The sequence below is a fragment of the Paenibacillus sp. 01T442 genome (genome assembly GCF_056398345.1).
The window spans coordinates 240,455-267,167 of record NZ_JBFTPF010000005.1; the positions used below are offsets into that span (position 1 = coordinate 240,455).

At 39.3% G+C, this 26,713-nt stretch carries 23 protein-coding genes; 20 read left to right on the top strand and 3 right to left on the bottom strand.

The features are described from left to right. Positions 1–3 precede the first annotated feature (3 nt). From moaC to groL, 7 genes are all read left to right on the top strand, one after another. Entirely contained in the window at positions 4–498 is a 495-nt protein-coding gene (gene moaC / locus AC1DLM_RS07605; protein ID WP_441988339.1) for a cyclic pyranopterin monophosphate synthase MoaC, read from the top strand. 107 nt (positions 499–605) lie between these two features. Beyond that, positions 606–1,097, top strand: coding sequence for a MogA/MoaB family molybdenum cofactor biosynthesis protein (locus AC1DLM_RS07610; protein WP_056608535.1), 492 nt, complete (start codon positions 606–608; stop codon positions 1,095–1,097). A 75-nt stretch (positions 1,098–1,172) separates the two neighbouring features. Beyond that, positions 1,173–2,198 (top strand): molybdopterin-binding protein, encoded by a 1,026-nt coding sequence (locus AC1DLM_RS07615; RefSeq protein ID WP_477569598.1) that lies wholly within the window; start codon positions 1,173–1,175, stop codon positions 2,196–2,198. A 77-nt stretch (positions 2,199–2,275) separates the two neighbouring features. Continuing rightward, the gene (locus AC1DLM_RS07620; protein ID WP_477569599.1) at positions 2,276–2,824 is read left to right on the top strand and encodes a twin-arginine translocase TatA/TatE family subunit; all 549 of its coding nucleotides are present in this window, start codon (positions 2,276–2,278) and stop codon (positions 2,822–2,824) included. 88 nt (positions 2,825–2,912) lie between these two features. Next, positions 2,913–3,653, top strand: a complete 741-nt coding sequence (gene tatC / locus AC1DLM_RS07625) for a twin-arginine translocase subunit TatC (protein ID WP_477569607.1) — start codon at positions 2,913–2,915, stop codon at positions 3,651–3,653. Between the two features lie 242 nt (positions 3,654–3,895). Then, on the top strand, positions 3,896–4,177 hold the full coding sequence (gene groES / locus AC1DLM_RS07630; RefSeq protein WP_028553854.1) for a co-chaperone GroES: 282 nt from the start codon (positions 3,896–3,898) through the stop codon (positions 4,175–4,177). Positions 4,178–4,261: 84 nt separating this feature from the next. Further along, a complete protein-coding gene (gene groL, locus AC1DLM_RS07635) occupies positions 4,262–5,890 on the top strand; it encodes a chaperonin GroEL (protein ID WP_028553855.1) in 1,629 nt (542 codons plus the stop codon). A gap of 159 nt (positions 5,891–6,049) precedes the next feature. Here the strand turns inward: groL and AC1DLM_RS07640 are convergent, their stop codons facing one another. Together AC1DLM_RS07640 and AC1DLM_RS07645 are read right to left on the bottom strand one after the other, a co-directional pair. After that, positions 6,050–6,328, bottom strand: coding sequence for a hypothetical protein (locus tag AC1DLM_RS07640; protein ID WP_441988341.1), 279 nt, complete (start codon positions 6,326–6,328; stop codon positions 6,050–6,052). Between the two features lie 17 nt (positions 6,329–6,345). Beyond that, on the bottom strand, positions 6,346–6,669 hold the full coding sequence (locus AC1DLM_RS07645; protein WP_441988342.1) for a hypothetical protein: 324 nt from the start codon (positions 6,667–6,669) through the stop codon (positions 6,346–6,348). Positions 6,670–6,956: 287 nt separating this feature from the next. Here AC1DLM_RS07645 and AC1DLM_RS07650 point away from each other — a divergent pair, with 287 nt between their 5' ends. From AC1DLM_RS07650 to AC1DLM_RS07660, 3 genes are all read left to right on the top strand, one after another. Next, the gene (locus tag AC1DLM_RS07650; protein WP_082595183.1) at positions 6,957–7,199 is read left to right on the top strand and encodes a hypothetical protein; all 243 of its coding nucleotides are present in this window, start codon (positions 6,957–6,959) and stop codon (positions 7,197–7,199) included. Between the two features lie 117 nt (positions 7,200–7,316). Next, complete coding sequence (locus tag AC1DLM_RS07655; protein WP_441988343.1) at positions 7,317–8,891, top strand: SWIM zinc finger family protein; 1,575 nt, start codon at positions 7,317–7,319, stop codon at positions 8,889–8,891. Then, complete coding sequence (locus AC1DLM_RS07660; protein ID WP_441988344.1) at positions 8,888–12,022, top strand: DEAD/DEAH box helicase; 3,135 nt, start codon at positions 8,888–8,890, stop codon at positions 12,020–12,022. Before AC1DLM_RS07655 ends, AC1DLM_RS07660 begins: the two co-directional genes overlap by 4 nt. Positions 12,023–12,377: 355 nt before the next feature. Here the strand turns inward: AC1DLM_RS07660 and AC1DLM_RS07665 are convergent, their stop codons facing one another. After that, positions 12,378–14,834 carry an O-antigen ligase family protein gene (locus tag AC1DLM_RS07665; protein WP_441988345.1) on the bottom strand — a complete coding sequence of 819 codons (2,457 nt, stop codon included), beginning with the start codon at positions 14,832–14,834 and terminating at the stop codon, positions 12,378–12,380. A gap of 657 nt (positions 14,835–15,491) precedes the next feature. Between AC1DLM_RS07665 and AC1DLM_RS07670 the strand changes: the two genes are divergently transcribed. From AC1DLM_RS07670 to AC1DLM_RS07715, 10 genes are all read left to right on the top strand, one after another. Then, entirely contained in the window at positions 15,492–16,538 is a 1,047-nt protein-coding gene (locus tag AC1DLM_RS07670; protein ID WP_441988346.1) for a Wzz/FepE/Etk N-terminal domain-containing protein, read from the top strand. Positions 16,539–16,710: 172 nt separating this feature from the next. Next, complete coding sequence (locus AC1DLM_RS07675) at positions 16,711–17,892, top strand: MATE family efflux transporter (RefSeq protein ID WP_441988347.1); 1,182 nt, start codon at positions 16,711–16,713, stop codon at positions 17,890–17,892. Between the two features lie 48 nt (positions 17,893–17,940). Beyond that, on the top strand, positions 17,941–19,083 hold the full coding sequence (locus AC1DLM_RS07680) for a glycosyltransferase family 4 protein (protein ID WP_477569600.1): 1,143 nt from the start codon (positions 17,941–17,943) through the stop codon (positions 19,081–19,083). Beyond that, positions 19,080–20,216: a glycosyltransferase family 4 protein gene (locus tag AC1DLM_RS07685; RefSeq protein ID WP_441988349.1), complete on the top strand. Its 1,137-nt coding sequence runs from the start codon at positions 19,080–19,082 to the stop codon at positions 20,214–20,216. Before AC1DLM_RS07680 ends, AC1DLM_RS07685 begins: the two co-directional genes overlap by 4 nt. Next, entirely contained in the window at positions 20,213–21,448 is a 1,236-nt protein-coding gene (locus AC1DLM_RS07690) for a hypothetical protein (protein WP_441988350.1), read from the top strand. The genes AC1DLM_RS07685 and AC1DLM_RS07690 overlap by 4 nt, the downstream gene beginning before the upstream one ends. A 25-nt stretch (positions 21,449–21,473) precedes the next feature. Further along, complete coding sequence (locus AC1DLM_RS07695; protein WP_441988351.1) at positions 21,474–22,562, top strand: glycosyltransferase family 4 protein; 1,089 nt, start codon at positions 21,474–21,476, stop codon at positions 22,560–22,562. Beyond that, positions 22,559–23,695 carry a glycosyltransferase family 4 protein gene (locus tag AC1DLM_RS07700; protein ID WP_441988352.1) on the top strand — a complete coding sequence of 379 codons (1,137 nt, stop codon included), beginning with the start codon at positions 22,559–22,561 and terminating at the stop codon, positions 23,693–23,695. Before AC1DLM_RS07695 ends, AC1DLM_RS07700 begins: the two co-directional genes overlap by 4 nt. Positions 23,696–23,716: 21 nt before the next feature. Further along, positions 23,717–24,685, top strand: coding sequence for a GDP-mannose 4,6-dehydratase (gene gmd, locus AC1DLM_RS07705; protein ID WP_441988353.1), 969 nt, complete (start codon positions 23,717–23,719; stop codon positions 24,683–24,685). Between the two features lie 17 nt (positions 24,686–24,702). Then, the gene (locus AC1DLM_RS07710; RefSeq protein ID WP_441988354.1) at positions 24,703–25,632 is read left to right on the top strand and encodes a GDP-mannose 4,6-dehydratase; all 930 of its coding nucleotides are present in this window, start codon (positions 24,703–24,705) and stop codon (positions 25,630–25,632) included. 40 nt (positions 25,633–25,672) lie between these two features. Next, on the top strand, positions 25,673–26,713 hold a 1,041-nt coding region (locus tag AC1DLM_RS07715; protein WP_477569601.1), incomplete at its 3' end, for a sugar phosphate nucleotidyltransferase.

Here is a 26,713-nt window from a genome sequence, read left to right on the forward strand (position 1 = left end):
GCAGTGCCCGATTCTTCACCATTGACGCATTTTAATGAGCAGGGACGAGCGCGCATGGTCGACATATCGGATAAAGATGAGACGAAGCGCACGGCCACAGCTCGCTCTACCTTATTAATGAAGTCAGACACGCTGGATTTAATCCTACAGGGTAAAATGAAAAAAGGCGACGTCCTCGCCGTGGCTCAAGTGGCTGGCATCATGGCCGCTAAGAAAACGTCAGACTGGATACCGATGTGCCATCCTATCGCTTTAACTGGGGTCGATATTCAGTTTTCGAATAATGGCATCAATGAACTATACATAGAAGCAACTGTACGTACAACAGGTCCTACAGGGGTAGAAATGGAAGCCCTGACGGCTGTTTCTGCCGCGGCATTAACCGTGTATGACATGTGCAAAGCTGTAGAGAAAGATATGATAATTAACTCGACCCTGCTTGTTATGAAAACAGGCGGTAAAAACGGGGATTTTCACAGGCAAGACAACAAAGCGTGAAGGGAGTAAGATCCAGTGCCAACATACCGTTAATCGGGTGAGGTTCTGCCTATCACGCAGGTTAGTGGGTTGATCTCATTCAGTGAACAAGGGAGAGGTGACGAAGGATGCACTGGAAAGTTGCGATTTTGACAGCCAGTGACCGCGGTTACCGAGGAGAACGAGAAGACACTAGCGCTCAGGTAATCCGCGAGCTGATTGAAGAGGAAATTCAAGGCGAGATCATCGAGTATCGGGTGGTTCCGGACGAGATGGACGAAATTATGGCTTCCTTAATAGAAATGACAGATTATTATCAAGCTGATTTAATTTTAACAACGGGTGGAACTGGTTTGGCTCCGCGAGATGTTACACCGGAAGCAACGCTCAATGTGATTGATCGTGTTGCACCTGGTTTTGCCGAAGCGATGCGCATGATCTCGATGCAAAAAACGAAGAAAGCGATGCTCTCCAGAGCGGTCTCTGGTATTCGCGGACGCACGCTGATCATTAATTTGCCAGGTAGTCCGAAGGGTGTTCAAGAGAATCTGATGGCGATCATTGATCAACTTCCTCATGCGCTTGGTATTCTAACAGGCAAAGAAGGCGATCACGGGTGAATGGGAAAATGAACCGTGTAAGCTGCCGCATGATGAAGTGCGGAGTATTAGGAACAAGTCAGAAGGTGACTCGTGATGAGTAAAGATACTTCCATGCTGCGCGAGGTCAAAGTGGAAGATGCGATCGGCATGATTCTTCCGCATGATCTCACGCAGATCTTGCCAGGCGAGTTCAAAGGCCGTCTGTTCCGCAAAGGTCATCAAGTGACGGAAGCGGATATTCCTGCCCTGCTCAGCATCGGCAAGGAACATATCTATGTGATGGAGCTGCAGCCTGGCTATCTCCATGAGGATGAGGCTGCCATGCGCATGGCGCGGGCCATTGCGGGAACAGATAAGTGCTCGGATCTCAGACTTACTGATCCGCATGAGGGCAAAGTGAACGTGAAGTCGGAGATTCACGGCTTGGTGAAGATCGATAAAGCGTTCGTGGACAGCGTGAACGCGATCGATGAGGTCGTGATGTCGACGATTCGCAGCAACACGGTCGTTCAGGGCGGCGCTTCGCTGGTCGGTACGCGGGTGATCCCGCTGATCGTCGACGAAGCGAAGGTTGCAGAGGTCGAGCGGCTAGCCGCGGCTCGACGTGAGGAAGGCTTCACCTTGCTCGAGGTGAAGCCGTTTCGGAAGCTGCGCGTCGGCGTAATTACGACGGGCAGCGAGGTCTTTAAGGGCCGAATTCAGGATAAATTCGGCCCGGTTGTGAAAGAGAAGGTCGCGCAGCTCGGCTCCGTGGTTGTGGACCAACGCTTCGTGTCGGACGACAGCGAAGCTATTGTGGGTGAGATCCACGCGCTGCAAGCGCTAGGCGTGGATCTGGTGTTGGTTACGGGCGGCATGTCCGTGGACCCGGATGATCGCACGCCGGGTGCGATCAAGGCGGCGGGCGCCCGCGTGGTCAGCTACGGCACGCCGATGCTGCCGGGCTCGATGCTGATGATCGCCTATCTAGGCGATCTGCCGATCATGGGCCTGCCGGGTTGTGTGATGCACGACCCGTACACGTCCTTTGATGTGCTGCTGCCGCGCATCTGCGCAGGCGAAGAAATCGTGCGTAGTGACATCACGGAGATGGGCTACGGTGGATTTTATCAGTGTTAGAAGATAGTCATTTTTAACTTGCATTTCTTTATTGTTTTAAGGTATTCATAACGCAACACATAATGGAGATGAAGTCCATGTTTCAAAATATTGGTTTCACCGAGCTTTTATTGATCGCCGTCGTCGCGCTTGTCATATTCGGACCGCAGAAGCTGCCGGAAATCGGCAGAATGCTTGGTAAGACGTTAAGAGATTTCAAGCAAGCGACGAATGAACTGATGAGTGACGAGCCCAAAGCGCCGTTAGCATCCAAAACACCAGTTGTACCTGACCCAGTTACACCTGTGGAAGTTGCTAGTGTGGTTGCAATCGATAAAGAGGCAATAGATACAATTGAGCCATTACCTCAAGGGTCGATAAATGCGCAAATTATGGCAGAACCAGCAGAGGCGTCTGAGGTAAAACCTGCGGTGACTTTCGTAACGAACAAGTCCTCTGAGGTTGTTCATGTTATCGGTACGCCAGCTGAAGCTGCAGAGGCCATATCTTTGCCAATTTCGTCGTCACCAGTTTCACAAGCAGACAGCGATGTGTTGTCCTCCGCTCCTGCACAAGCCTCGGCCMCTACCCCGGCGCCAGCGCAGCAGTCAGGCAATACAGGCAATTCCCGGCGATTACCGGATTAGTTTTTTTGTCACGCAGATTAAGAAGTGGTTCAGCCTGCAGGCTGTATGCACTAGATTAGGTAGGTGAAATCGGTTGAAGAATGAAGAAATGTCTCTTGTAGAGCACCTTGGCGAGCTTCGCAAGCGAATCATGTGGATATTAGTTGTTCTCGTTATTGGTATGGTGGGTGGGCTCGTAGCTGCTAAACCTATCATTCGGTATCTCAAAAGTATCCCGCCAGCAGACGGCATCGGTTGGAACGTGTTCTCCCCTTGGGATGCCTTGCGTTTGTATATGAATTTTGGGTTAGCTGTCGGTCTTCTTATCACATTACCCGTGATCCTGTACCATATATGGGCTTTCGTTAAGCCAGGCTTGCGGGAGACGGAGCAGAAAGCTTCACTCCTCTACGTACCTTACGCATTTTTGCTCTTTTTGTTGGGATTATCCTTTGGGTATTGGGTTGTCTTTCCGATGGCGTTTTATTTTACTTCGTCGATTAGTAAGAGTTTAGAAATAACGGAGATGTATGGTGCTGCGCAGTATTTTACCTTCATGTTTAACATCATTCTTCCGCTTGCGTGTGTGTTTGAGATGCCGATCGTGGTGATGTTTCTCACGAAGATTAAGCTCTTGAACCCGAAGCGCCTGCATAAGTTTAGAAGATATGCTTACATGCTGATGGTCATTCTAGCGACCGTTATTACGCCGCCGGATGCGATTTCAGCGATTTTAGTTGCAGTGCCGCTCATTATTCTATATGAGTTCAGTGTCTTCATGTCGGGCTTCATTTATCGCAAACAGCTTGCGAAAGATGCCGCTTGGGAACTGGAGTTTGGTCCTAAATGAAGAAGTGCATGAACATAGTCTGCCTACATGGTGGGCTATTTTTTTCGTTCATAGAGGGAATATTTGGTTATCATTTGGGTAGAATGAGGKGGGTGTCCTAAAGAATGAAAAATGTGTAAAAGGACTTGCAAATTACTCCCAGAATGAGTATCATAAGAGGTGTTGTTAGCACTAAACACATTCGAGTGCTAATAACGAAGAAATATACCCAAGACCAATTTTCTAAAGGAGGCTATTTTTCCATGATCAGACCGTTAGGTGATCGAGTTATCATTGAAGCCGTTGCGAAAGAGGAGACTACAGCAAGTGGCATCGTGCTGCCAGATACAGCTAAAGAAAAACCACAAGAAGGTAAAGTTGTAGCCGTTGGCGCTGGCGCGTTGAAAGATGGCGTACGTGTTCCGCTTGAAGTAAGCGAAGGCGACCGCATCATTTTCTCCAAATACGCTGGAACTGAAGTGAAATACGAAGGCCGCGAACTGTTGATCTTGCGCGAAAGCGACATCCTCGCTGTATTAGCCTAAGTTAGAGCAGCATATAGATCGGCAATAAGTTTTACCTTTTTTATACTTAGCGTACAGGTTTTAAATTAGAGGAGGTTTCCATTCATGGCAAAAGAAATTAAGTTCAGTGAAGACGCACGCCGCGCGATGCTTCGCGGGGTAGATGCTTTGGCGAATGCCGTTAAAGTAACCCTAGGTCCAAAAGGCCGTAACGTAGTTCTTGAGAAAAAATTTGGTAGCCCATTGATCACTAACGATGGTGTTACAATTGCGAAAGAAATCGAGCTTGAAGATGCTTTCGAAAACATGGGAGCTCAACTTGTTAAAGAAGTTGCTACCAAAACAAACGATGTTGCCGGTGACGGTACAACAACTGCAACGGTGCTTGCGCAAGCGATGATCCGTGAAGGTCTGAAAAACGTTACTGCAGGCGCTAACCCAATGGTTATCCGCAAAGGTATCGAGAAAGCTGTTAAAGCGGCTGTAGAAGAGCTACAAGCTATCGCGAAGCCAATCGAAGGCAAACAATCTATCGCACAAGTAGCGGCAATCTCTGCTGCTGACGAAGAAGTAGGCGAATTGATCGCTGAAGCTATGGAAAAAGTTGGTAAAGACGGTGTTATCACAGTTGAAGAATCCAAAGGCTTCTTGACGGAGCTTGAGGTTGTAGAAGGTATGCAATTCGACCGTGGGTACACATCCCCATACATGATCACTGATACGGATAAAATGGAAGCAGTTCTAGACAATCCGTACATCTTGATCACTGACAAAAAAATCTCGAACATCCAAGAAATCTTGCCTGTTCTTGAAAAAGTGGTTCAATCCGGTAAACAACTTCTGATCATCGCTGAAGATGTTGAAGGCGAAGCGCAAGCTACGCTTGTCGTTAACAGACTTCGTGGTACATTCACTTGCGTAGCTGTTAAAGCTCCAGGTTTCGGTGACCGTCGTAAAGCGATGCTGGGTGATATCGCTGCTCTAACAGGTGGCCAAGTGATTACAGAAGAGCTTGGATTGGATCTGAAATCCACAACTCCTGACCAATTGGGTAGCGCTCGTCAAATCCGTGTTACCAAAGAAAACACAATCATCGTTGATGGTGCTGGTAACCCACAAGATATCAAGGCTCGCGTTACACAAATTCGTTCCCAACTGGAAGAAACAACTTCCGACTTCGATAAAGAAAAGCTTCAAGAGCGTCTGGCTAAACTTTCTGGCGGCGTAGCTGTTATCAAAGTTGGCGCAGCGACTGAAACTGAATTGAAAGAGCGCAAACTTCGCATCGAAGATGCTTTGAACGCGACTCGTGCAGCAGTTGAAGAAGGTATCGTTTCTGGTGGTGGTACTGCCCTAGTTAACGTTTACAACGCAGTAGCGAAAGTAGTAGCAACTGGTGATGAGCAAACGGGTGTTAACATCATCCTTCGTTCCCTTGAAGAGCCAGTTCGCACAATCGCAGCTAACGCTGGTCAAGAAGGCTCCGTTATCGTTGAGCGCTTGAAAAACGAAAAAGTAGGCATCGGCTACAATGCAGCAACTGGACAATGGGTAAACATGTTCGAAGCTGGTATCGTTGACCCTGCGAAAGTAACACGTTCCGCACTTCAAAACGCAGCATCTGTTGCAGCTATGTTCTTGACAACAGAAGCGGTTATCGCTGATAAACCAGAAGCAAACAAACCAGGTATGCCTGATATGGGCGGTATGGGTGGAATGGGCGGCATGATGTAGGGAGCTCGTCAGAGCTTCTGCGCATGCAGAGAGAAAGACTCCTTCGGGGGTCTTTTTTTGTTTGCTTAAATGACGATTTAAAGATATATATTCGGAGAATTAGAACATATGTTCTAATTCTATGGAAATAAAAAGCCCATTGGGGCTGCGAAGTTGGAGTTATCTGTTTTTTAACTTGTCGATTTCAATAGCGTGATCAACGAGTTGTTTATCGATGACATTAAAATGATGGGCGAATGTATGATGTTCTGTCACTAAATGTCTTTGAACTGCTTCTAGTTGCTTGACATCTTCTCGCGTTTCTAGGACTGCTTGTCTAATTAGAGGTATGTCAGATACAAAAGCTTCAATTGAATTTAATCGCTCATTCATTTGCTTTTGTTCGGTTTTCATTTCTTTTATTTCTTCCAGTATTTGTATTAATAATTGCTCGTTCATGAAGGTATCATCCTTTCCTAATGTTTTTGTTTCAATAAGTACAAGTCTTCCTCGGTTTTGGAGATCTTATCTCTTTGAAAGTCTAAGCGGTCATTGGTTGTGTGAATTGCTTCAAGGAGACGGTCATCAGATTCAATATTTTCGAGATGATGTGAGTCTAAAGTTAGCTGAATACGATCAAGTTTTGTTTCCACGTTTTCTAGTCTGGCGTCCATGGATTCTAGCTTTGTTTCCACGCTTTCAAGTCTAGTGTCCATAGATTCTAGTCTCGTGTCGACGCCCTTTAGTCTTGTGTCCATGGTTTCAAGTTGCAACATTATTTTATGCAGTAATTCTTCCATATCCATCACCTCTTTTTAAGTTCGCTTTAGCTTCCTGTCTAGTGTGTGACAAGCTCCTGTTCATAATTATACAGCGTAATTCCCATACTGTGAACGATAACATAAATTCACTTTTGTTTACTCCTAAGTAATCGCTACACAGCCTGGCTCTTTTCTATTTGCTTGGACACCATGCCTGCTTGGCCCACGCGCATCTGCCCAATTATGGGAAAGATAGGCATTGGTACACTCTCTGGACTAGGGTTAGGCGTATACTATCTCATACTAACAGAGGAGTTGACGCATTCATGGCTTTACAACCAAATCAAGGAAACCAATTTCAGTGTCCACCTGCTGACCCGATAATGACAGATCCAGAAAGAGTAGTTAGAGATTTCTATCACCCACAAAAGGTTCAAGTCATTCATCCAATCCAAATTGTAAATCGCCATCACTGCGTACCGGTTTATGAGCACGTGTATACATGTACCGAAACCGATGAGTATTGCGGAACTCACCCACATCCACATCAAGGTATGCTCAGGAAGTAACAGATAAGCACTTCTCGCTAAGAATCATTCGATGATTCTGGCGGGGGGTGTTTTTTTGTTAGGGGAGTTAATTATATAATAAGGGAAGGATGTTGACTGGTAACGGGGGATAGGCACATGCAAGAGTTAGAAATTGATTGGTCGTTTTGGATAGAACGGATACGTCCTAAATTCGATAAAGTGATCATCGCGAGAGGTTGGGCTTATTTCAATGAAGGTGTTGTAAGGGATATTCAAGTTGAAGGTACCTCGATTATGAAAGCTAGAGTGGACGGAACCAATAGGTACAAGGTTACCTTGGATCTCAAGAGCTTCACAAAGAGTGGCTGCACGTGTCCCTACGGTTATTATTGTAAGCATATGGCTGCGGTGCTGTTTGAAGTGGCGAAGCAAGCGGGATATGATCCGGAGGAATTTCGGTTTGGTAAAATGAAGATGGCGCAGGTAGATCAGAAAATTCCACAGAAATCTAAGTCTACAACTAGGCTGCCAGATTCGACGGATAGCTGTGAGAAATGGCTGACTTATTTTCATAAACAATATGGCAATGCCAAGATTTATAATGCATTTAGTCTTGAGGAAGTTTGTATGCGAGCGTGGCGTGAGCTCAATAAGCTTGCTGATACGTGGGAGCCGACCATTCGAGGTGTGTATGATATTCAAGTTGCGCTGTATGTTATTCAGTTATGCGATACGATGGCGGGATCAAAAGCGATCACATATGATTTTTATCAAAATACGAACTATTATGTCAAACGTGTCTTGAAGCATGCCCGTGAGCAGTTGGAAGCGATTCTTCACGTGCTAGATGTTAACAAGGCATTTAAGCAGTACGGTGGATATATGAAGGATTTATCGGCTTATTTAGCTGACATTTGCGAGAATGGATCAGGCTTGTATCTGTATGATTGGGTCGATTTGTATAAGCTGTTATGGTCACAGTTATTTCAGGATAAGGACATGGTAGCGTTAGAAACAACGAGGCTCAGACAGCTGCATGCAGATTCGGAAGCGAGCCAACAAGCGCATAAAGTCGCTACTCTCGGTTCTATTCATTTGGATATTAGCCAAGGTGAAGATGAAAATGCCTGGGAACGAGCAGAAAATGGGATGTTTGATATTGAGCCGGATTATTGGTTCGATTATTTGAATGGATTTGTTTTTGAGAGTCAGTGGGATCGTTTGTTGGCTTGGTTGCGGTGGTTAAAACCGAAAATGGCGTGGAACGAGCGAGTATATGCGGATGAATTTTTGCATTACTGGCGTTTGGCAGCGGAACAGCGAGAAGTTGAGAATGAGCAGCGGGACGTCATGATTTCGCTTTTGCCTGCAAGCTACGATCACTATGCGAAATTCCTACTGTCAAAAGGTGAGTACCAGGAATGGGCAGATCTCTGTCTCCTTTTGGATCTATCTACGGTTCACATCGATGCAGCACAGCTCAAACTCGTCGAGAAAGCGAATGTTCGATACCTTCTGCCGATTTATCATCATGCGATTGAAGCATTTATTCAGGGGAAAAATCGTCCCGATTATATACAAGCTATAAAGCTGTTGAAGAAATTAGCGGCTGCTTATAAAAAGCTGAAGCTAACCCCTCGTTTTGAAGCGTACTTGGAGCAAATCGTGAAACAATACGCTCGGTATCGCGCCTTCACTGAGGAATTGCGGAAAGGGAATTTGATACCATGATGACTTTGGCACCAATTCATATGAGAATTCAAAGGCTTCCTTCGGGGAGTTTTGCCCTGTATGGAGAAACAGAGCAAGCGAACGCGGTTCCTGGATATATGCTGCGCAAGCTGCTTTTTGCCTGGCATGAGCGCTCATTCTATGGGACTGGGCTGGAAGTGACTCGGATTCCTTATGGGGATGCGATTGTGCTGTCTCCTGTTATGGCTTTAGATTATTTACGTGCACCAGGGGTGCTCTTACATAGCAGTTTAACATGGGAAGAGGGATTTACGGAGCTGCAAAAAGGTGCGCGCTTCCTTAGTGAGGCAATCGATGCTGGCTGGTATTTGCCGTCCTATGAGCTTTGGCGCGAAGGGAAAAATGGCTGGAAGTTTAAGGTGCCGGTGGGACAGGTTGAGAGGTTTAGAGAGCTGTGCGACGGGGCTTGCCCGGAAAGCTCTTGGCAGAGATGGTTTAGCCGAATCGTTGAAGAGCTGCTAGAGACTGATGCGGATTTCGAGCTAACTCCGGTGTGGAATGGATTAGTTCAAGCGAATAGGCTGCTGCAAGTTAATGCCCGAGGGTTTGAGGCTTTGCTGTTGGAATCGTCTTGGATGCAGGAAGAGGACTGGCTCCTTGCAATTGGTTGGACTCATGACGATGATGCGCCATATCGTATTTGTGTGCAGCTCGTTGAACCCTATGCTGAGACGTATATCGACGGCACGACAACCGCTAAGGATAACGCAGCAGATTGGCGCTTGCGATTCATTGCACAGGATCGTAAGGATGCGAACCGATTCGTTGAGTTTAGTTCCACAGGCAATGTGCTAGTTGGTGAGATACCGCTTGCTTGGCAATCAGATATTGCTGATAGTCTTCAGGAACAAACGAAACGTATTTTGCGGATGCTGCCAGAGCTAGAGAGTGCCTATCAACCAGGTAAAATCATCGAGCAATTATCAGATGAAGCAGCGTGGACGTTCCTAACCGAATCGAGTCTACAGCTTGTGGCGGCGGGAATTTCCGTCTTTTTACCATCATGGTGGGAAGAGATTCAGAAGATGGGTCGTCCTCAGCTGAAGGTGAAGATCAAAAGCTCCGTGGGTTCTACGCGTAAAGCCATGTTTGGCATGGATCAAATCGTGCAGTTTGATTGGCGTGTGGCGCTAGGCGGCGTAGACTTGTCTGAGGAAGAGTTTGGGCAGTTGGCGTTGGAAAAAAAGCGCTTGATCTACATCCGAGGTAAATGGGTACAACTGGATCCAGCGCATTTGGAACAAATTCGCAATGCTATGAAGCAGGTTGAGAGGAAGAAGGGGCTGTCCTTCCGGGATGTGTTGGAAATGCATCTGTCAGAAGATGAGGAAGGTCGCGCGGTGGAGGGTGATGAGAGGGCTAAATCCTTGGAGGTCAAGGTAGAACTCAATAGTCATATGCGTGGCTTGATGAAACAGTTGAGCCAGACCAAGTCTATTCCACATGTGGGGAACATTGAGGGCTTGTGTGCTGAACTTAGGCCATATCAGGTGCAAGGGGTGTCGTGGCTCCTTTTCCTACGTAATATGGGGCTAGGTGGCTGTCTGGCGGATGATATGGGGCTAGGGAAGACCATTCAGTTTATTGCTTATTTGTTGAAGGTGAGGGAGCAGGGGAAGACAGAGGTAAGATCGACGGTAGATTCAAGATCAAAGTCAAAGTCAGATTTCGGATCAAAATCAATGTCAGATTCCAGACCAAAACCCTCCTTGCTCATATGTCCGACCTCTGTGCTTGGCAATTGGCAGAAGGAGCTTGCGCGATTTGCGCCGACGCTTCAGGTTCAACTTCATTATGGTGCGCAGCGGGCAAAAGGGGAAGCATTCGAAGCATCGCTTGGTGATGCTGATCTGGTGATAACGTCCTATACTCTCGCACAGTTGGATGAAGAGGAACTGTCGAGCGTTACATGGGATACGCTTTGCTTGGATGAGGCACAAAATATCAAGAATGTGTATACGAAGCAATCGCAGGCCATTCGTAAGCTAGAAGCGGGTCAGCGTGTTGCGTTGACTGGCACGCCGATAGAGAATCGATTGACCGAGTTGTGGTCGATTTTTGACTTTGTGAACCCGGGATATCTGGGGACGTTGACTCATTTTAATAGACAATATGTAGGTCCAATCGAGAAAAATGGGGATGGAGCGAAGGAATTAACGGGGCGCGTACAGCGTTTGATAAGGCCGTTCCTGCTGAGACGCCTGAAGAAGGATCCAGCGATTCAGCTTGATTTGCCGGATAAGTACGAAGGAAAGGCGTATGTGCGTCTCACCACAGAGCAAGGGGCGCTGTATGAGAATGTCGTGCAGAGCTTGATGGAGAAGATTGAGGAATCCAGTGGCATAGAGAAGAAAGGACTCATTCTTACTTCGCTAATGAAGTTGAAGCAGATTTGTGATCATCCGGGTTTGTTTTTGAAGGAGATTGGCGGAGCGGGCGTGAGAGCAGGCGCAAGAGCAGGCGCAAGAGCAGGCGTGAAAGCAGGCACAAGAGCAGTTGCGAAAGCAAAAGAGGGGCGCGGCGCACTCGTCGCCGCGGCTGATGTGAGAACACGCTCAGCGAAGCTGGAGCGGTTGGTTGAAATGATAGACGAACTCAGGAGCGAAGGAGGCAGCTGCCTCATCTTCACCCAGTTCGTCGAGATGGGGCACCTGCTGCAGGCAACGCTTGCGCAGGCGCTGGGAGAGGCCGTGCAGTTCTTGCACGGGGGTGTGTCTAAGGCGAAGCGCGACGCGATGATCGCGCGCTTCCAGGACGCGACGCTCCCCGCGGAGGAGCGTTGCCACATCTTCATCCTTTCGCTGAAAGCAGGAGGAACGGGGTTGAACCTGACAGCGGCCAATCATGTGTTCCACTATGACCGCTGGTGGAATCCGGCCGTGGAGAATCAGGCCACGGATCGCGCTTTCCGCATCGGGCAAACACGCAACGTGCAGGTGCACAAGTTTGTTACGCTCGGCACGCTCGAAGAGCGAATTGACGAGATGATCGAGCGTAAGCAGGGCCTCAGTGACCAAATCGTCGGCACCGGCGAGAACTGGGTCACGGAGATGTCGACAAGCGAGCTGCGCGAGCTTTTTGTCTTAAGGCGTGAGTGGATTGAGAAGTAGAAGGAGCGGCTGCAGTAAGGTAAAGCACAATTTGATGATTCTTGATAAGATATATGTAACCCACGAAGGTGTATAAACAAAGCTGCTGGTGCAGATGATTATTAAAGGAATCCCTAATTATTAAATAGTTAAAAATAGAAAATTATTTAGAGAAGGAAGAATCACAAGAGGTTCATTACGCAGTGATACTAGACTGCATTATGTAAGACTCTCAGAGAGTAGAATACAAAGAAGCCATCCACTGGAAATCTCTAGCGAGAATCAGTAGATGGCTTTACTTTATTGAATATGAATACTATGATTTCGTTCAAACTCTTGTTTTTCTTACCGTCACATTATGGGTTTATTCATAGATCTAAGGTGCGGAAGTTGACATATTAACAATGGTTTCAATCTGCTGCTTTTCATTCGGATCTTTAGCAATTAACTTGTCATAAAGTGCTTGGTCATTAGTATTCTGCTTTTGCAAAATCGCAAGATACAAACGTGCAACAGCACGATTCGTTGGGATGTCAAACTGGTCATTGACATAAGGCTTCAGGATAGTCATAGCTCCCAAGCCATCACCTTTATATAATTTTATTTGGCTGACTCCAAGGGCAATCTTGTTGGTTACGTTGAAAGCACGCCCTTGAACTTGTTCTTTAGGCAAAGTCTCCAAATATTTCATTTTGGTAAGAATTATATTATAGATTTCCAAAGCACGATCCCAGTTCTGGTCCACAGCTTGGGAATTTTTGTTGCTTTTCTCTATGAGGCCAGCTTGGACTTTTAACGAAATGCTATCTTCATATATTGTAATATCCCATGGGAAATTAGAAATCATTGAATCGGCTAATCCTGCAGCCTGAGAATATTGCCCTTTAAGTTGATAGGCGTTAAGCTGCTGGGAAATCATCTGGCGGTTATATGGCTCAGAATCGATAAGTCCAGCTAACAAATGCAAAGCTTCGTTATAAAACTGCTCATCCCTATTTTGAGAATACACCTGTAGATCAAGTCCAACCTTTTGAAGAGCATAGTTGGGGTGATTGGGATGAAGTTTGATGGCATCATTCAGTGGCTTAATAATCTCGTTATAGTTAGTGCTTTTTTGACTTACAGCTATCGTTTCTTTGAAAGAGCTATTAGCACTGAGCATTCTGGTAGATGTAGAGAGCATAACGATAGAAATGACAAGCAGTAGAGAGGGGTAAATTTTATTTATTAGTGGCTTATCTAAATTCCATTTAAAGGGGGCATCCCCAATATTAGATGTCATAGCTCCTAAGCTAAGGAACACTAAAATCCCTAAATAAACATAGCTAAGGTCGAAATCGATGATACTATGTATAAATAACGAAATGGTTATGATGAAAAATAAAAAATGAGAATCTTTTGGTTCTGCTGAATTCTTGAAATAAGATCGAATATATAAATAGAAAATACTACCCAAGAATAGTAAGAATACTATAATTCCTAATGCTCCAACCTCAACTAGATATTGAAGGAAGAAATTATGTGCTTGTCGACTAACATAAGGATTGTTTTGATATTTCTCATATAGAGAAGACCATGCTCCACCACCCGCGCCTAATATAGGATGATCCTTAAATACTTTCATGGCATCTCTATAAAAGGTTCCGCGCTCTAATACGCTGTTTTGTGCGAAGTTGATGTTCTCAAGACGATTTTTTAGATTTTCAGGAAGTAGCTTAGTGGCACCAACATTACTGAAAATAAGAAAGGCAGCCAATGCCCCTAAGACTATTGTAAGTATTGGTACTATATTATTTGTCAATTTACGACTTTTGATTCGTTCAACCTTTTTCTCTATAATAGGTGCTATGAATTTCTGTATGAGTAAAGCAACAATGGTATAAACTGCTGAAACACTAAGTAGAAGTAACCAATTATTACTTGATTCGGAACCAGAAAACTGTTTGTTAAGGGCAATCCCTGCAGCCATAAGTTTCTGTAAAATAGTAAATGAAGCAATAAAAGCGATCCCCATATGAAGAAGAAACAAAATTTGTCTATTAAGCTTCATAAAGAATAAAAGAATGAGAAGAACTACAGGAATAACGACAATGGCACCGCGGGATAAAGTAAAGAAAAAAGAGAGAATGATTGGAACCAACATGAATGAATTGATGGATACAATGGACCAACGATTTGATTTAGAAACAAAGAACAGGGCTCCAAACAAAAGTGCTATTAAATAAGCTGCGTATGAGTTGGCATACTGAAAAACAGAAGTAAGGCGAATTCCAGCATAGTCAGGTAAAACTGCATCTCTGTATACGCCGTCCGTTAACTCTGAGAAGCTTGAAACAAGGCTTCCAGCTAATCTACCATTGCCAAACCAATTCATCAAGCCAAAAAGAACGATGAAATACCCAGACCCCATTAAAGCAATTGTAAGGATTGAATTGCCTAGTTTATTTTTAGCTAAGTAGGTACCGATTAAAAAGAAAGTAATGTAAATAGTCTGTATATAGAACATAGTAGTAGCAGAATATTGAGAGGCCGCAGGAATGAGAGAGATGAGATAAGTAAGTGGAAGGAATAATACTAAAATACTAAGGGCATCTTTATTCGACTTCCATTTCCAATTAAAGAAGAAATAAATCGAGATTAAAAACATAATAGCTGAGGACCAGATCAAAGAAGTATATATTGGGCGCTCAAACTCATAATTATTCCCATTAAACAATGCTTTCTGGAACGGAGCCCAGACCATGAATATAATTACAAAACTCATTAGCAACCAGTAAATAACAGATTTTCTTTCTGCCATTATTTCAGTTATAACCTTTTCTTTTTTATACATTTTGCGATCTCCTTCTTTCCTCAAATTACGACATTATCTTATCACATGTAAAGATCATTGCCAATTGAGAACCCGGGCACTGGACGTAAGGATATAAGATTATATTACGCAGTTTCGTAAAGATAATAGACAAGATTGCGATTTAAACAGCATCACTCTTTTCTTAAACCACTAGTCATGCTGTGTTTTGTTTTATTTTTTTCTAAGTTGTATCTTTTTGAAGACTAGCTTATTAATGCAAGGCTAGTATTTTATAGGATAGTAGTGTTAGAATGGTCTTGGACTAAATAAAGATTACTTAAAGTGAAACGTGAAAGTAGTTCGGATCCCTTGAAGATCAATGTCGTTAACAAACTAGATAAGTAACAGTTTCGAAATTGATTAGAATTGTAGGGGACAGAGCTAAAAAGAATTGTCCAATAGTTTAATTACTAAAAATCGTGAAACCTTGTCTTTTTTACTAGTTAATTCGACAAAATTTTATATAAGAAACGCCTTTTTTAGCGAAATTTTATGATTCCAAATGACAAAACTTTGCAAGGGTATAGCAATTGAGTTAACATTAGAATCTAACGATTAGAGAATTATTTTTAGATCTCCTCTTATCATCTGAAGTAAAGAAACTTTTTAAATACACAACAAAGGGGAAGAATACAAATGCAAGAGGAAATAAGTCTGAGAGAAGTTATTAAAATAACCTGGCGTGGAAAATGGGTAATTATCCTAGGTACTATTTTTCTAATGTCAGTAACAGGTTTTTTTTGTTTTTTTATACTTGACCCAACATATGAGGCAGCAACTACAGTAATGGTTAACAACCAAATAAATGAAAAACAACAGCAAACGGTAAAAAAAGAACTCGCTCCTTTTGTTGAACAAGTTAAAAACAGCTTCTTTTTAGACAAAATTATGAATGAAATGCAATTGGACCCTCAAAAATATACTTTAGATGCCTTGCGTGAGAGTATCAATGTAGAGACAATTAAGGACTCTAATTTCATCCGAGTAAAAGTAAAAGGCAGTGAACCGAAAATTATAACAAATATTGCTAATGTTATTAGTTATGAACTTTCTTCTTTGATTGAGATTTCATCTAGTATGGATTTAATTGTAAATGCTAATAAAGATTTAATGGAAACAGAAGATCAATTGAAAATTTACCAAAATCAACTTGACTCGGCATTAAAGATGCTTGAAACAACTCCAGATAAATTGAATACAGAAAAGTCACTTGCTGGAGACCCATATCTACAATCTGTATTAAAAGATTTAAGTGGTTTAAGTAATAAGAGTCTTGGTTCTTTACAGCTTAATAATGAAGAAATCAATCCTATTTATATAGGACTAAAATCAAAAGTTTCTGAACTTTCCATAGAAGTATCTAAATTGCAAACAGAAAAACAAAACTTTAAAGCCAGAATTTCATCAAATCAAGCAATAATCGCAGAGCGACAAAAACAAATAAAAGAAATAGATTTAAATTTAACCAATACTTTAAATGGCAATGAAAACAATAATAATGCAATATTAATTACACCGGCGATAGAGCCTAAGATGCCACTCACTCAAGGGAAATTGTTAACATTAATTTTTGCTGGGTTAGCAGGTATTGTATGTAGTTTATTCCTAGTTTTTTTCAGAGAATACTGGAAAAATAGTAATAATCGTTTAGAAGTCCGACAAGTCGATAAAAATGTGGAGTAAAATAAAGGTGGTGATTTGAATTTTTTGTAAATTTACACATTTAATACTACGAAAAATACCAAGTCACCTAATTGTAGCAGGATCTGCTTGGATAAGTCGAGTCATTATAGCAATAATTCAATTACTAATTATACGTGTTATTATAGAGGGATTAGGATATGAGAATTATGCTGTGTTTGCCTTACTTACAAGTTTAACTGGATGGTATTTACTAGTTGACATTGGATTAGGGTACAGTTTACAAAATCATATTTCTGAACGGAGAGCAAAGGAACAATCTTACTTAGATCTCATATTTGTTACTGCAATTATTGCCTTAATTATTATGGTGTTAGCAATCGTTTTACTTTTCTATTCAAGTCAATATATAGCGCCGATTCTTTTGAAAAATTTTGAAGTTATGAAAGATTATGAAAAATCACAATATTTTTTTGTGGTAGGAATACTATTTATAATAGCAACTATTGGCGGAATAGCATATAAAATTTGGTATGCACAGCATAAAGGATATTTTTCAAATATAATCCCAGCTTTATCATATATAATCGCATTTTTGGGGATTTACTGGGTATTGAATAGTGGTAATAATGATTTCTCTGATAAATTACTTTGGTGTTTTATTTTTTATATAGGGCCTCCAGCACTTCTTTCTATAATTTCATTTATCCTACAAATTATTAAGTATTTAAAAACATATTTTAAACAAGGATTAACAATTAATTTTTTAGCAACAGTAAAAAGTCTCATGAATAAGGCATTTCATTTTTGGGTAATATCAATTATGGCTGCCGGTGTGCTGCAAATAGATTATATTGTTATGTCTCAAAAAATAAATGCAGATGAGATCGTCATATATAATGTAACCACAAAGATCTTCTTATTGATAGCTTTTATTTATAATGCTGTCTTGATGGCTCTTTGGCCAGTTTGTGCTGAGTTAATTGCAAAATCTAAGTGGGCTGGTGTAATAACTCATATAAAAAAAAATATTATAATTGGCCTTTTTTTTACTATGGTTTCTACTTTAATAATTATTGTATTTAATAGTTTCATAATTAATATTCTTTCACCAAGTGAGCACTTAATAGTTCCAGTGAAATTCATTGTTTTAATGGGATGTTATCAACTTATTAGAGTGTGGGCGGATACATTTGCTATGATATTACAAAGTATGAGTGATATGCGTCCATTTTGGATTTGGGTACCTGTCCAAGCTGTAGTATGCTTTGTTTTACAATGGGCACTTTCCCCGATTTTCGGTATCAATGGAATTCTTATTGGACTAATAGGATCGTATGTTTTAACAGTTGTGTGGTCATTTCCTCGTGCAGTTTTTCATCATATAAAAAAGTGAGCATATTACCAAGAAAATGTAATATTGACTAAATTAATGGAGGTTACAATGACTCGGCTTATGTTTATAAGTGCAGAAGAAAATTTTAGTGGTGGAGAAACAGTTCTTCTTAATTTTGCTCACCAATTTTCCATTGATCCAAATTTTGAGGTTGATATGCTTGTTAAAGACTCAAGTGTTTTATCAAAGAAGTTAATTAAAGAAGTAAAATATAATAATATAAATTTACTAGAATCAACGTATTTCCAACGAATTTCCGAGAGTTCTGCCTTAAAGTACTTAATTTCCATTTTTATAGGTAACTATAAATTATTAAAATTAATTATTCGCAGAAAGCCCGATGTAGTTATTTATAATGGAATTGGACCAAGTATATACGGAATATTAACCAAGTTATTTACATTCAAAAAAGTAATTGTTATTCATCATAATATAAAAATTAATAGACTCTATGAATTGTATGCAAAATATTTAATTGGCCTTGATATATTCGTTTGTGTATCAAATGCTGTGAAGAAAAGTATTGAGTCTAAATTAAATGAAAAAAAACTGAKAGTAGTATATAACGGCGTCGATATAATTAATAAATCATATTCTGAAAAGTTTGATCAACCCCAAAACATTCGATTAGTAATGGCAGGACATATAACAAGATGGAAAGGATTCCATATTTTTTTAGAGGCAATTAAAATATTAAGAGAAAAAAAAGGGGGGTTATCTAACGAAGTTCTATTTGAAATTCTTGGTGAACCTTGGACTGTCGATGAAAAAGAATATTACGATGAATTAAATAAGTACGTAATAACTAATTCGCTCTCTAGTCATGTAAAATTTCTTGGTTTTTTGCCATTGGTAGAATTATTGCCTGATATGCATTATTTAATTCATKCATCAATTGAGCCAGAACCTCTAGGGATGGTTTTAATAGAAGGAATGCAATATGGTTGTATTGTACTAGCCTCTAATAGTGGTGGAGCTCCTGAAATTATTACCCAAGGAAAAGATGGTTTTTTATATACGCCTGGGGATTCAAAAGAACTTGCAGATTTGTTAGAAAGATTAATTTATCACACAGACAAAACTGATTTGTATAAAATTTCTTTAAATGCTATGGATACAATTAATGAAAGATTTAATTCTATTAATCAAACTTCTGCATATAAGGAAATTATTGAGGAGATATTATTATGAAAAAAGGATATGAAAAGCGTACAATTGCGATCGATGCAAGATGCTTGACTATCCATAAGACAGGTATTCAAACATATGTAATTGAACTTGTAAAAAGACTGGTTAAGGAATTTAACATTACATTGTATACACATAAGAATCTACATCCGAGTTGTTCTATTAATTTGGCAAAAGAAGTGAACTTAGTAATAAAAGTAGTAGATAATTTCTTATCTTTCTATGGAACGGTGTGGGCTCAATTATCTCTTCCAGTTTTAATAAGGAATGATCAACCGGATTTTTTCTGGAGCCCTGATCATACATTGCCATTTATTTCACAGTTTTTTATCCGGAAAAAAACAAAACTTATTGTCACTGTACATGATCTAGCATACTTAGAAGTTCCGCAATATGTGACTAAGTTAAATTGGTTAAATAACAAATTATTTCTCAAATCTTCTGTTCAAATGGCTGACTTAGTTCTAGTAGACTCAAATACAACTATGGAAGCGGTAAAAACTAATTTTAGTAAAATTAGAAATATTGAATTGTTGTATATTGGATATACCGCTAGGGAATACAAACAGAAGGTTGAGGTTATTCAAAAATATGACTTGCGAAAAAAGAACTATTTTCTTTTTGTTGGTAATTTAGAAGGCAAAAAGAATTTATTAAGAGCTGTCCAAGCATTTGAACTCGTATCTTCAGAAATGAAAAATATGGTTTTCGCTATTGTGGGTGGAAAAGGCTGGAAGGCAGATGAAGAACGCGAATATTTTAAAACATTAGAGAACAAAGGTTTGTTGCGTATTATTGGCTATGTATCTGATGATGAGTTGGCGACACTTTATAATGATAGTTTTGCATTTATTTTTCCATCGATTTATGAAGGTTTTGGCATACCACCATTAGAAGCAATGTCATACGGAATTCCAGTAATTGCGTCAAATGCGTCTACGATTCCGGAAGTATGTGGAGATGCTGCGTTATACTTCGATCCTTTTAACATTAATTCTATTAAAGAAATCATGGAAGTCTTATATAAAGACCCAATAGTCTACAACCAACTTTCAGTTGCTGGAAAAATAAGATGTAAAATGTTCTCATGGGATGAATCATTTGTTCGTTTTGTTGACTTGGTGAATAAGTTATGAGAACACAGAATAAAATTTTAAATTTATTAATAACAACGGTTCTTATATTCGGCATGTTCTATACATCTTATAGATATCCTTTTATGATAAATGATTCAACTACAAGTCCTTATTATAGTGATACCCCTAAATGGCTAGCAGTTGGTAAATATTTATTTTTTGGTTTTCTCTTGTTATATGTAATTTCTTACAAATTATTGAATAAACAAGAACTGATAATATATAGGCCACTGTATTTACTTTCCTATATGACTCTTTCAGTCGTTCCAATGTTTTACGGTTTGATGATAAAAGATTTTATGTTAGTCGAAACAGGTGTGTTTTTTTTGATACCAGCTGGATTACATTTATTCAGTAGTAACTACTTTTCTTACCAGAAACTTAATAAAATAATTGTATTTATTATCTATATTGCGATTGCTTCGGAAGTAATTCAATTATTACTATTTTTACTATTTAATCGTCTGCCAGCTTTAGCTTATGATAATTCAATATCTGTTCGTTTTGGAAGTTTTCTAGATGATCCTAATGGATTTGGGGTATTATTAGCATTTTTTATTGGGTTCTCATTTTCATTTTTTAAAGGAATAAAAAGAACCCTATTATTAAGTTTACTATTTATATTTCTTATACTTACACAATCATTAACAGCAATAATGTCAGTTATTCTTGCTGTTATAATTTTTATTATTATATTTTATATAAGGTTTCTAAGACTTATAGCTAAAATAATGATAAAAACAATTATCCCTATTGTGACTATTTTGATTGTAATTGGTATTCTTCAATATAAGAAGATTATAGAGATTTACAATAAATTTCTGGAAACAAAAATCGGCAGTATTTCACAACATTTAGATGTATTGGATATTGTCGGTAGATTAAAACCAATTCAATTAATCGGACTCGAACCTAAGGGATGGATTGGGGAATCGGGATATATCAATATCTTAGGCAACTTTGGGGTTGTTTATTTAATGTTATATATAATGGTTGGACTCTTTGCAATATATAAGTACTATAGAGTTATAAATGACAAGCAGTTTCCAACTGAGAGAAAAGCGTTTGCTTCAGGGGCTTTCCTTTTTCTAATAACAACCTATATAGCGACCGCTAACTTGCCTTTCGACCAAATATTTCCTATAAATCTTTTTCTAACACTAGTTCTCGGATTATCATCATCGGATATTTTATTTGGAAATAATAACTCAAAATCTGTAGTGAAAAAATAGATAAAGGATGAGGAGGTACTCATGAATGAAAGTGATAACTATTGACGTACGAATGTTACATTCATCTGGAATAGGTACCTATATTAGAAATCTTATCCCTCTAATAGTTGAATCTTTTCCAGAAATCAAATTTAACCTTCTAGGTAAAATAAGTGAAATTAACCAATACTCTTGGTCTAAAAGTAAAAATATTAATTTAATTGATTGCCGATCACCAATATATTCTATAAATGAACAATTGGAAATGTTTCGAAAAGTCCCAAGAGATACACTGCTTTTTTGGTCTCCTCATTATAATATTCCATTATTTTATAAAGGTAAGATGTTAGTCACCGTACATGATGTAGCTCACTTGGCTATGCCTGATTTAGTGAAAGGCATTCATAAAAGAATTTATGCAAAACTAATGTTTAAAGTGTTAAAATATAAAGCTAGTGCAATTATATGTGATTCACATTTTACACAAATGGAATTAAATAAACAAGTTGGCCCCGATAAGCAAAAGGTTCATACTATTCATATCGGTGTAGATAAATCATGGTTCAATGTTACAAAAGTTCAAAATCCATATTCAAAGCCTTATTTATTATATGTAGGAAATGTGAAACCTAACAAAAATCTTTCGGGTTTGCTTCAAGCGTTTGAAGTTACTATTGATAAGTATCCACAAGATCTAGTTATTTTAGGTAAAAAGGAAGGGTTTATTACAGGGGATGAAGCAGTTGCGAAAATGGCTGGAAGATTGGGTGGAAGAGTCCACTTTACTGGTTTTGTAGAAGAGGATATTTTAAAACAATACTTTGCACATGCGGATATGCTAGTATTTCCATCTCTATATGAGGGTTTTGGGTTACCGCCATTAGAAGCAATGGCTTCAGAATGTCCAGTAGTAGTATCTAGTGCAGCGTCCCTACCCGAGGTTTGTGGTGATGCAGCTTTATATTGCGATCCCTTCAACCCAATGGATATTGCAAATAAAATTGAAAAGTTATTAAATGATAAATCATATAAGGATTTAATTGTGAAAAAAGGAAAAGAGCATGCAAAAAAATATACTTGGGAAAAATGTGCTAAGGAAACAATTGCCATTATAAAGGAGGTAATAGCAAAATGAAAATCGCTATCGTCCATGAATGGCTCGTAACCTATGCAGGTTCAGAAAGAGTATTGGAGCAAATGTTGCTTATTTTTCCAGATGCCGATTTATTCAGCTTGGTAGATTTTTTACCTTCAAATCAACGTGAATTTATTCAAAATAAACCAGTAACAACATCTTTTATCCAAACGCTGCCTTTTGCAAAGAAGAAATACCGACAATACTTACCTTTGATGCCTCTCGCTGTGGAACAGTTCGATTTGTCAAAATATGATTTGATAATTTCTAGTTCACATGCTGTTGCAAAAGGAGTACTAACAGGACCAGATCAATTACATTTATGTATGTGCTATTCGCCAATTCGATATGCATGGGATTTACAACATCAATATTTAAAAGAATCTGGTTTGACAAGTGGCATTAAATCATGGGCGGCTAAATGGATGTTGAATCAAATTCGCCAATGGGATTATAGAACAGCAAATGGCGTTGATGAATTCATTGCAATTTCGCGCTTTATTGAACGTCGAATTTGGAAAGTATATAGACGTAAGTCCAATGTCATCTACCCTCCAGTAGATATTGATGCTTTCACCTTTAATGATAATAAGGATGAGTTTTATTTGACTTCCTCTAGGATGGTCCCGTATAAAAAAATCGACTTGATCGTAGAAGCTTTTTCGCAAATGCCTAATAAGAAATTAGTAGTAATTGGTGAGGGACCTGATTATAAAAAAATTTTATCTAAAGCAGGACCCAACGTTATTTTAATGGGTTATCAATCTTTTGATGTACTTAAGAATCATATGCAGCGAGCAAAAGCATTTGTTTTTGCTGCAGAAGAGGATTTTGGAATCGCACCATTGGAAGCTCAGGCATGTGGGACCCCAGTTATTGCTTATGGTAAAGGTGGAGCTCTAGAGACTATTAATGGGATATTTGAATCACTAGTGCCTACTGGAGTCTTTTTTAAAGAGCAGACAGTATCATCCATAATAGATGCTGTACAGATATTCGAGAGAGAGAGTCACAACATTACACCAGAAGCTTGTAGAGAAAATGCTCTTCGGTTTTCTTCGGAAAGATTCCAAGTAGAATTTAGAAATTTTGTGAACAAACAAGTTAGTTTGTTTCTTGAATCTAATAATTAATTTAATAAGGAGAAAACTTATATGAAAACTGCTTTAATTACTGGAATTACAGGTCAAGATGGATCTTATTTAGCGAGATTGTTGTTGGAAAAAGGATATAAAGTATATGGTCTCATGGCACGAAGAAGTACAAGTACCATATGGAGATTAGAATTTTTGAACATAGAAAAAGAAATAGAATTAATTGAAGGCGATTTGACTGATTTATCTTCGATAATAAGGGCTTTAGTAAAATCTGAAGCAAACGAAGTCTATAATTTAGGTGCACAAAGTTTTGTTGCTACATCTTGGGAACAACCAATACTGACTGCAGATGTAACAGCAGTTGGTGTTGTAAATGTGTTAGAGGCTATTCGACTAACAGATCCTTCGATTAGATTTTATCAGGCCTCTACTAGTGAGATGTTTGGACTAATTCAAGAAGAGAAACAGTCTGAAAAAACACCGTTTTATCCTAGAAGTCCTTATGGAGTAGCAAAACTTTATGGTCATTGGATTACAGTTAATTATAGAGAAAGTTTTAATATACATGCATCCAGTGGAATTCTTTTTAATCATGAATCCCCTCTCCGCGGAATTGAGTTTGTTACTAGAAAGGTTACAGATGCTGTAGCAAAAATTAAATTAGGAAAACAAAATGAGCTTCGATTAGGTAACATTGATGCAAAACGTGATTGGGGATTTGCTGGAGATTATGTGGAAGCTATGTGGCTAATGCTACAACAACAGGAAGCAGACGACTATGTAATAGCAACTGGAAAAACTACAACAGTAAGAGATATGTGTAATATTGCTTTTGATTACGTAGGTTTAAAGTATGAAGATTACGTTATCATTGATCCGAAATTTTATAGACCTGCAGAAGTGGATGTTTTACTAGGCGATCCTACAAAAGCAGAAGTTAAACTAGAATGGCAAGCTAAGACGAGTTTAGAAACTCTTATACAGATGATGGTTGATGCCGATTTAGATAGAATTAAGAAATTTTAGGGAATAGAGGGGCTCTAATGCGAGTTTTTGTTACTGGAGCAAATGGTTTTGTTGGAAGACATCTTGTCCCTCTGCTGGTAAAAAAAGAACACCAAGTATTTGTTGGAGTTCGTAGTAATTTGGACCATTACGATAGCACAGTTACAAAGGTATTGTATAATTTGGTCGATAATGAAATAGGATCACTTATTAATAAGATAAAACCCGAAGCAATCATACATCTTGCGGCTCAAAGTTTAGTGAAAAAAGCTTGGGAATCACCAACGCATACGTTTATGGAAAACACTATTGGAACTATTCAATTAATAGAAGCAGTTAAAAAGTTTGCTCCTAATGCAAAAATAATTACCATTGGGTCAAGCGAAGAATATGGTTTATCTGGGCTTTTAGGCGAACCTTTAACTGAAGAACATCCTTGTATGCCTCAAAATCCTTATGCAATAAGCAAATATGCCGCAGGGCAAACTTCCATTAGTTTAGCGCGAAAAGATGGATTAAACTTGATTCACATCAGGCCATTTAATCATTTTGGTCCTGAACAGAGAATAGGTTTTGTAATAAGTGATTTTGCATCGCAAATTGCACTTATTGAAAAACTATCTGGCCCCTCCTTGATTAAAGTAGGAGATTTAAGTGCAAAGAGGGATTTTACTGATGTGCGAGATGTAATTAATGCATATTTGGCTGTATTAGAAAACGATGTTCAAACTGGAGTATACAATGTCTGTTCAGGGCAACCAAGGGCAATCCAAGAAATATTAAATATTATGATAAAAGACTCAAAAATTAAGATTGATGTAGAAGTCGATCAAGAAAAGTTCAGACCTTCTGAAGTACCAATATTTATTGGATCAGCAGAAAAGATTCAAATAGCTACAGGGTGGAAACCTGAGAGAAATTTCGAAGAAAGCTTATTTGAAACACTTGAGTGGTGGCGTCAGAGATGAAATTTATTAATATATTATTCATATTTTTAGGAGTGGAAGAATGAAATTAGTATTACTCTCTGGTGGTTCAGGTAAACGGCTATGGCCTCTTTCAAATGATTCTAGATCAAAACAATTTCTCAAAGTTTTACAAAATAATGATGGTCATATGGAGTCAATGGTACAACGCGTATGGAGACAACTTGAACGAGTAAACCTTAAAGATTCTGCAGTTGTCGCAACGAGCAAATCGCAACTAGATATGATAACCAATCAGCTTGGTATTGAAGTACCTTTGATTGTGGAACCTGAGAGACGTGACACATTTCCTGCGATTGCCTTAGCAGCAACATATATTTATTCAAAAGGTGTCAATCTAGACGAGGTAATAGTTGTGTTACCAGTGGACCCATACGTAGAAGAAGGTTTTTTTAATAAAATTAAAGAAATGGAAGATGCTCTTAATTCTACACGAGCTAATATAGCTTTGTTAGGAGTTATTCCATCATATCCTTCAGAGAAATATGGATATATTGTTCCTGAAAGTCAAGAGGAGACTAGTACATTTTTAAAAGTAAGTCATTTTAAAGAAAAACCGACTGAATCACAAGCAATTGAATTGATAAATCAAAAAGCTCTATGGAATTGTGGTGTATTTGGATTTAAATTAGATTATATTATCTCTCTGCTTCTCGATAAAGGATTTCCGATAAAATATGAAGAATTGTTAAAAAAGTATAGTTTACTTCCCAAAATTAGTTTTGATTACGAAGTTGTTGAAAATGCTAAACAAATAGTAACACTTTCATATGACGGATTTTGGAAAGATCTAGGTACTTGGAATACGTTAACAGAAGAAATGGATACGAATTTATTAGGCAATGGAATTATTAGTAAAGACTCTATTAATACACATATAATAAATGAATTAGATATACCCGTAACAGTACTGGGTTTATCGAATGTTGTAGTTGCTGCGAGTCCAGATGGTATTCTAGTAAGTGAAAAAAATTCAAGTCCTCGAATTAAGGAAATGGATATTAATTTTGATAAACGCCCGATGTATGAAGAAAGAGGATGGGGATGGTATAAAGTCTTAGAT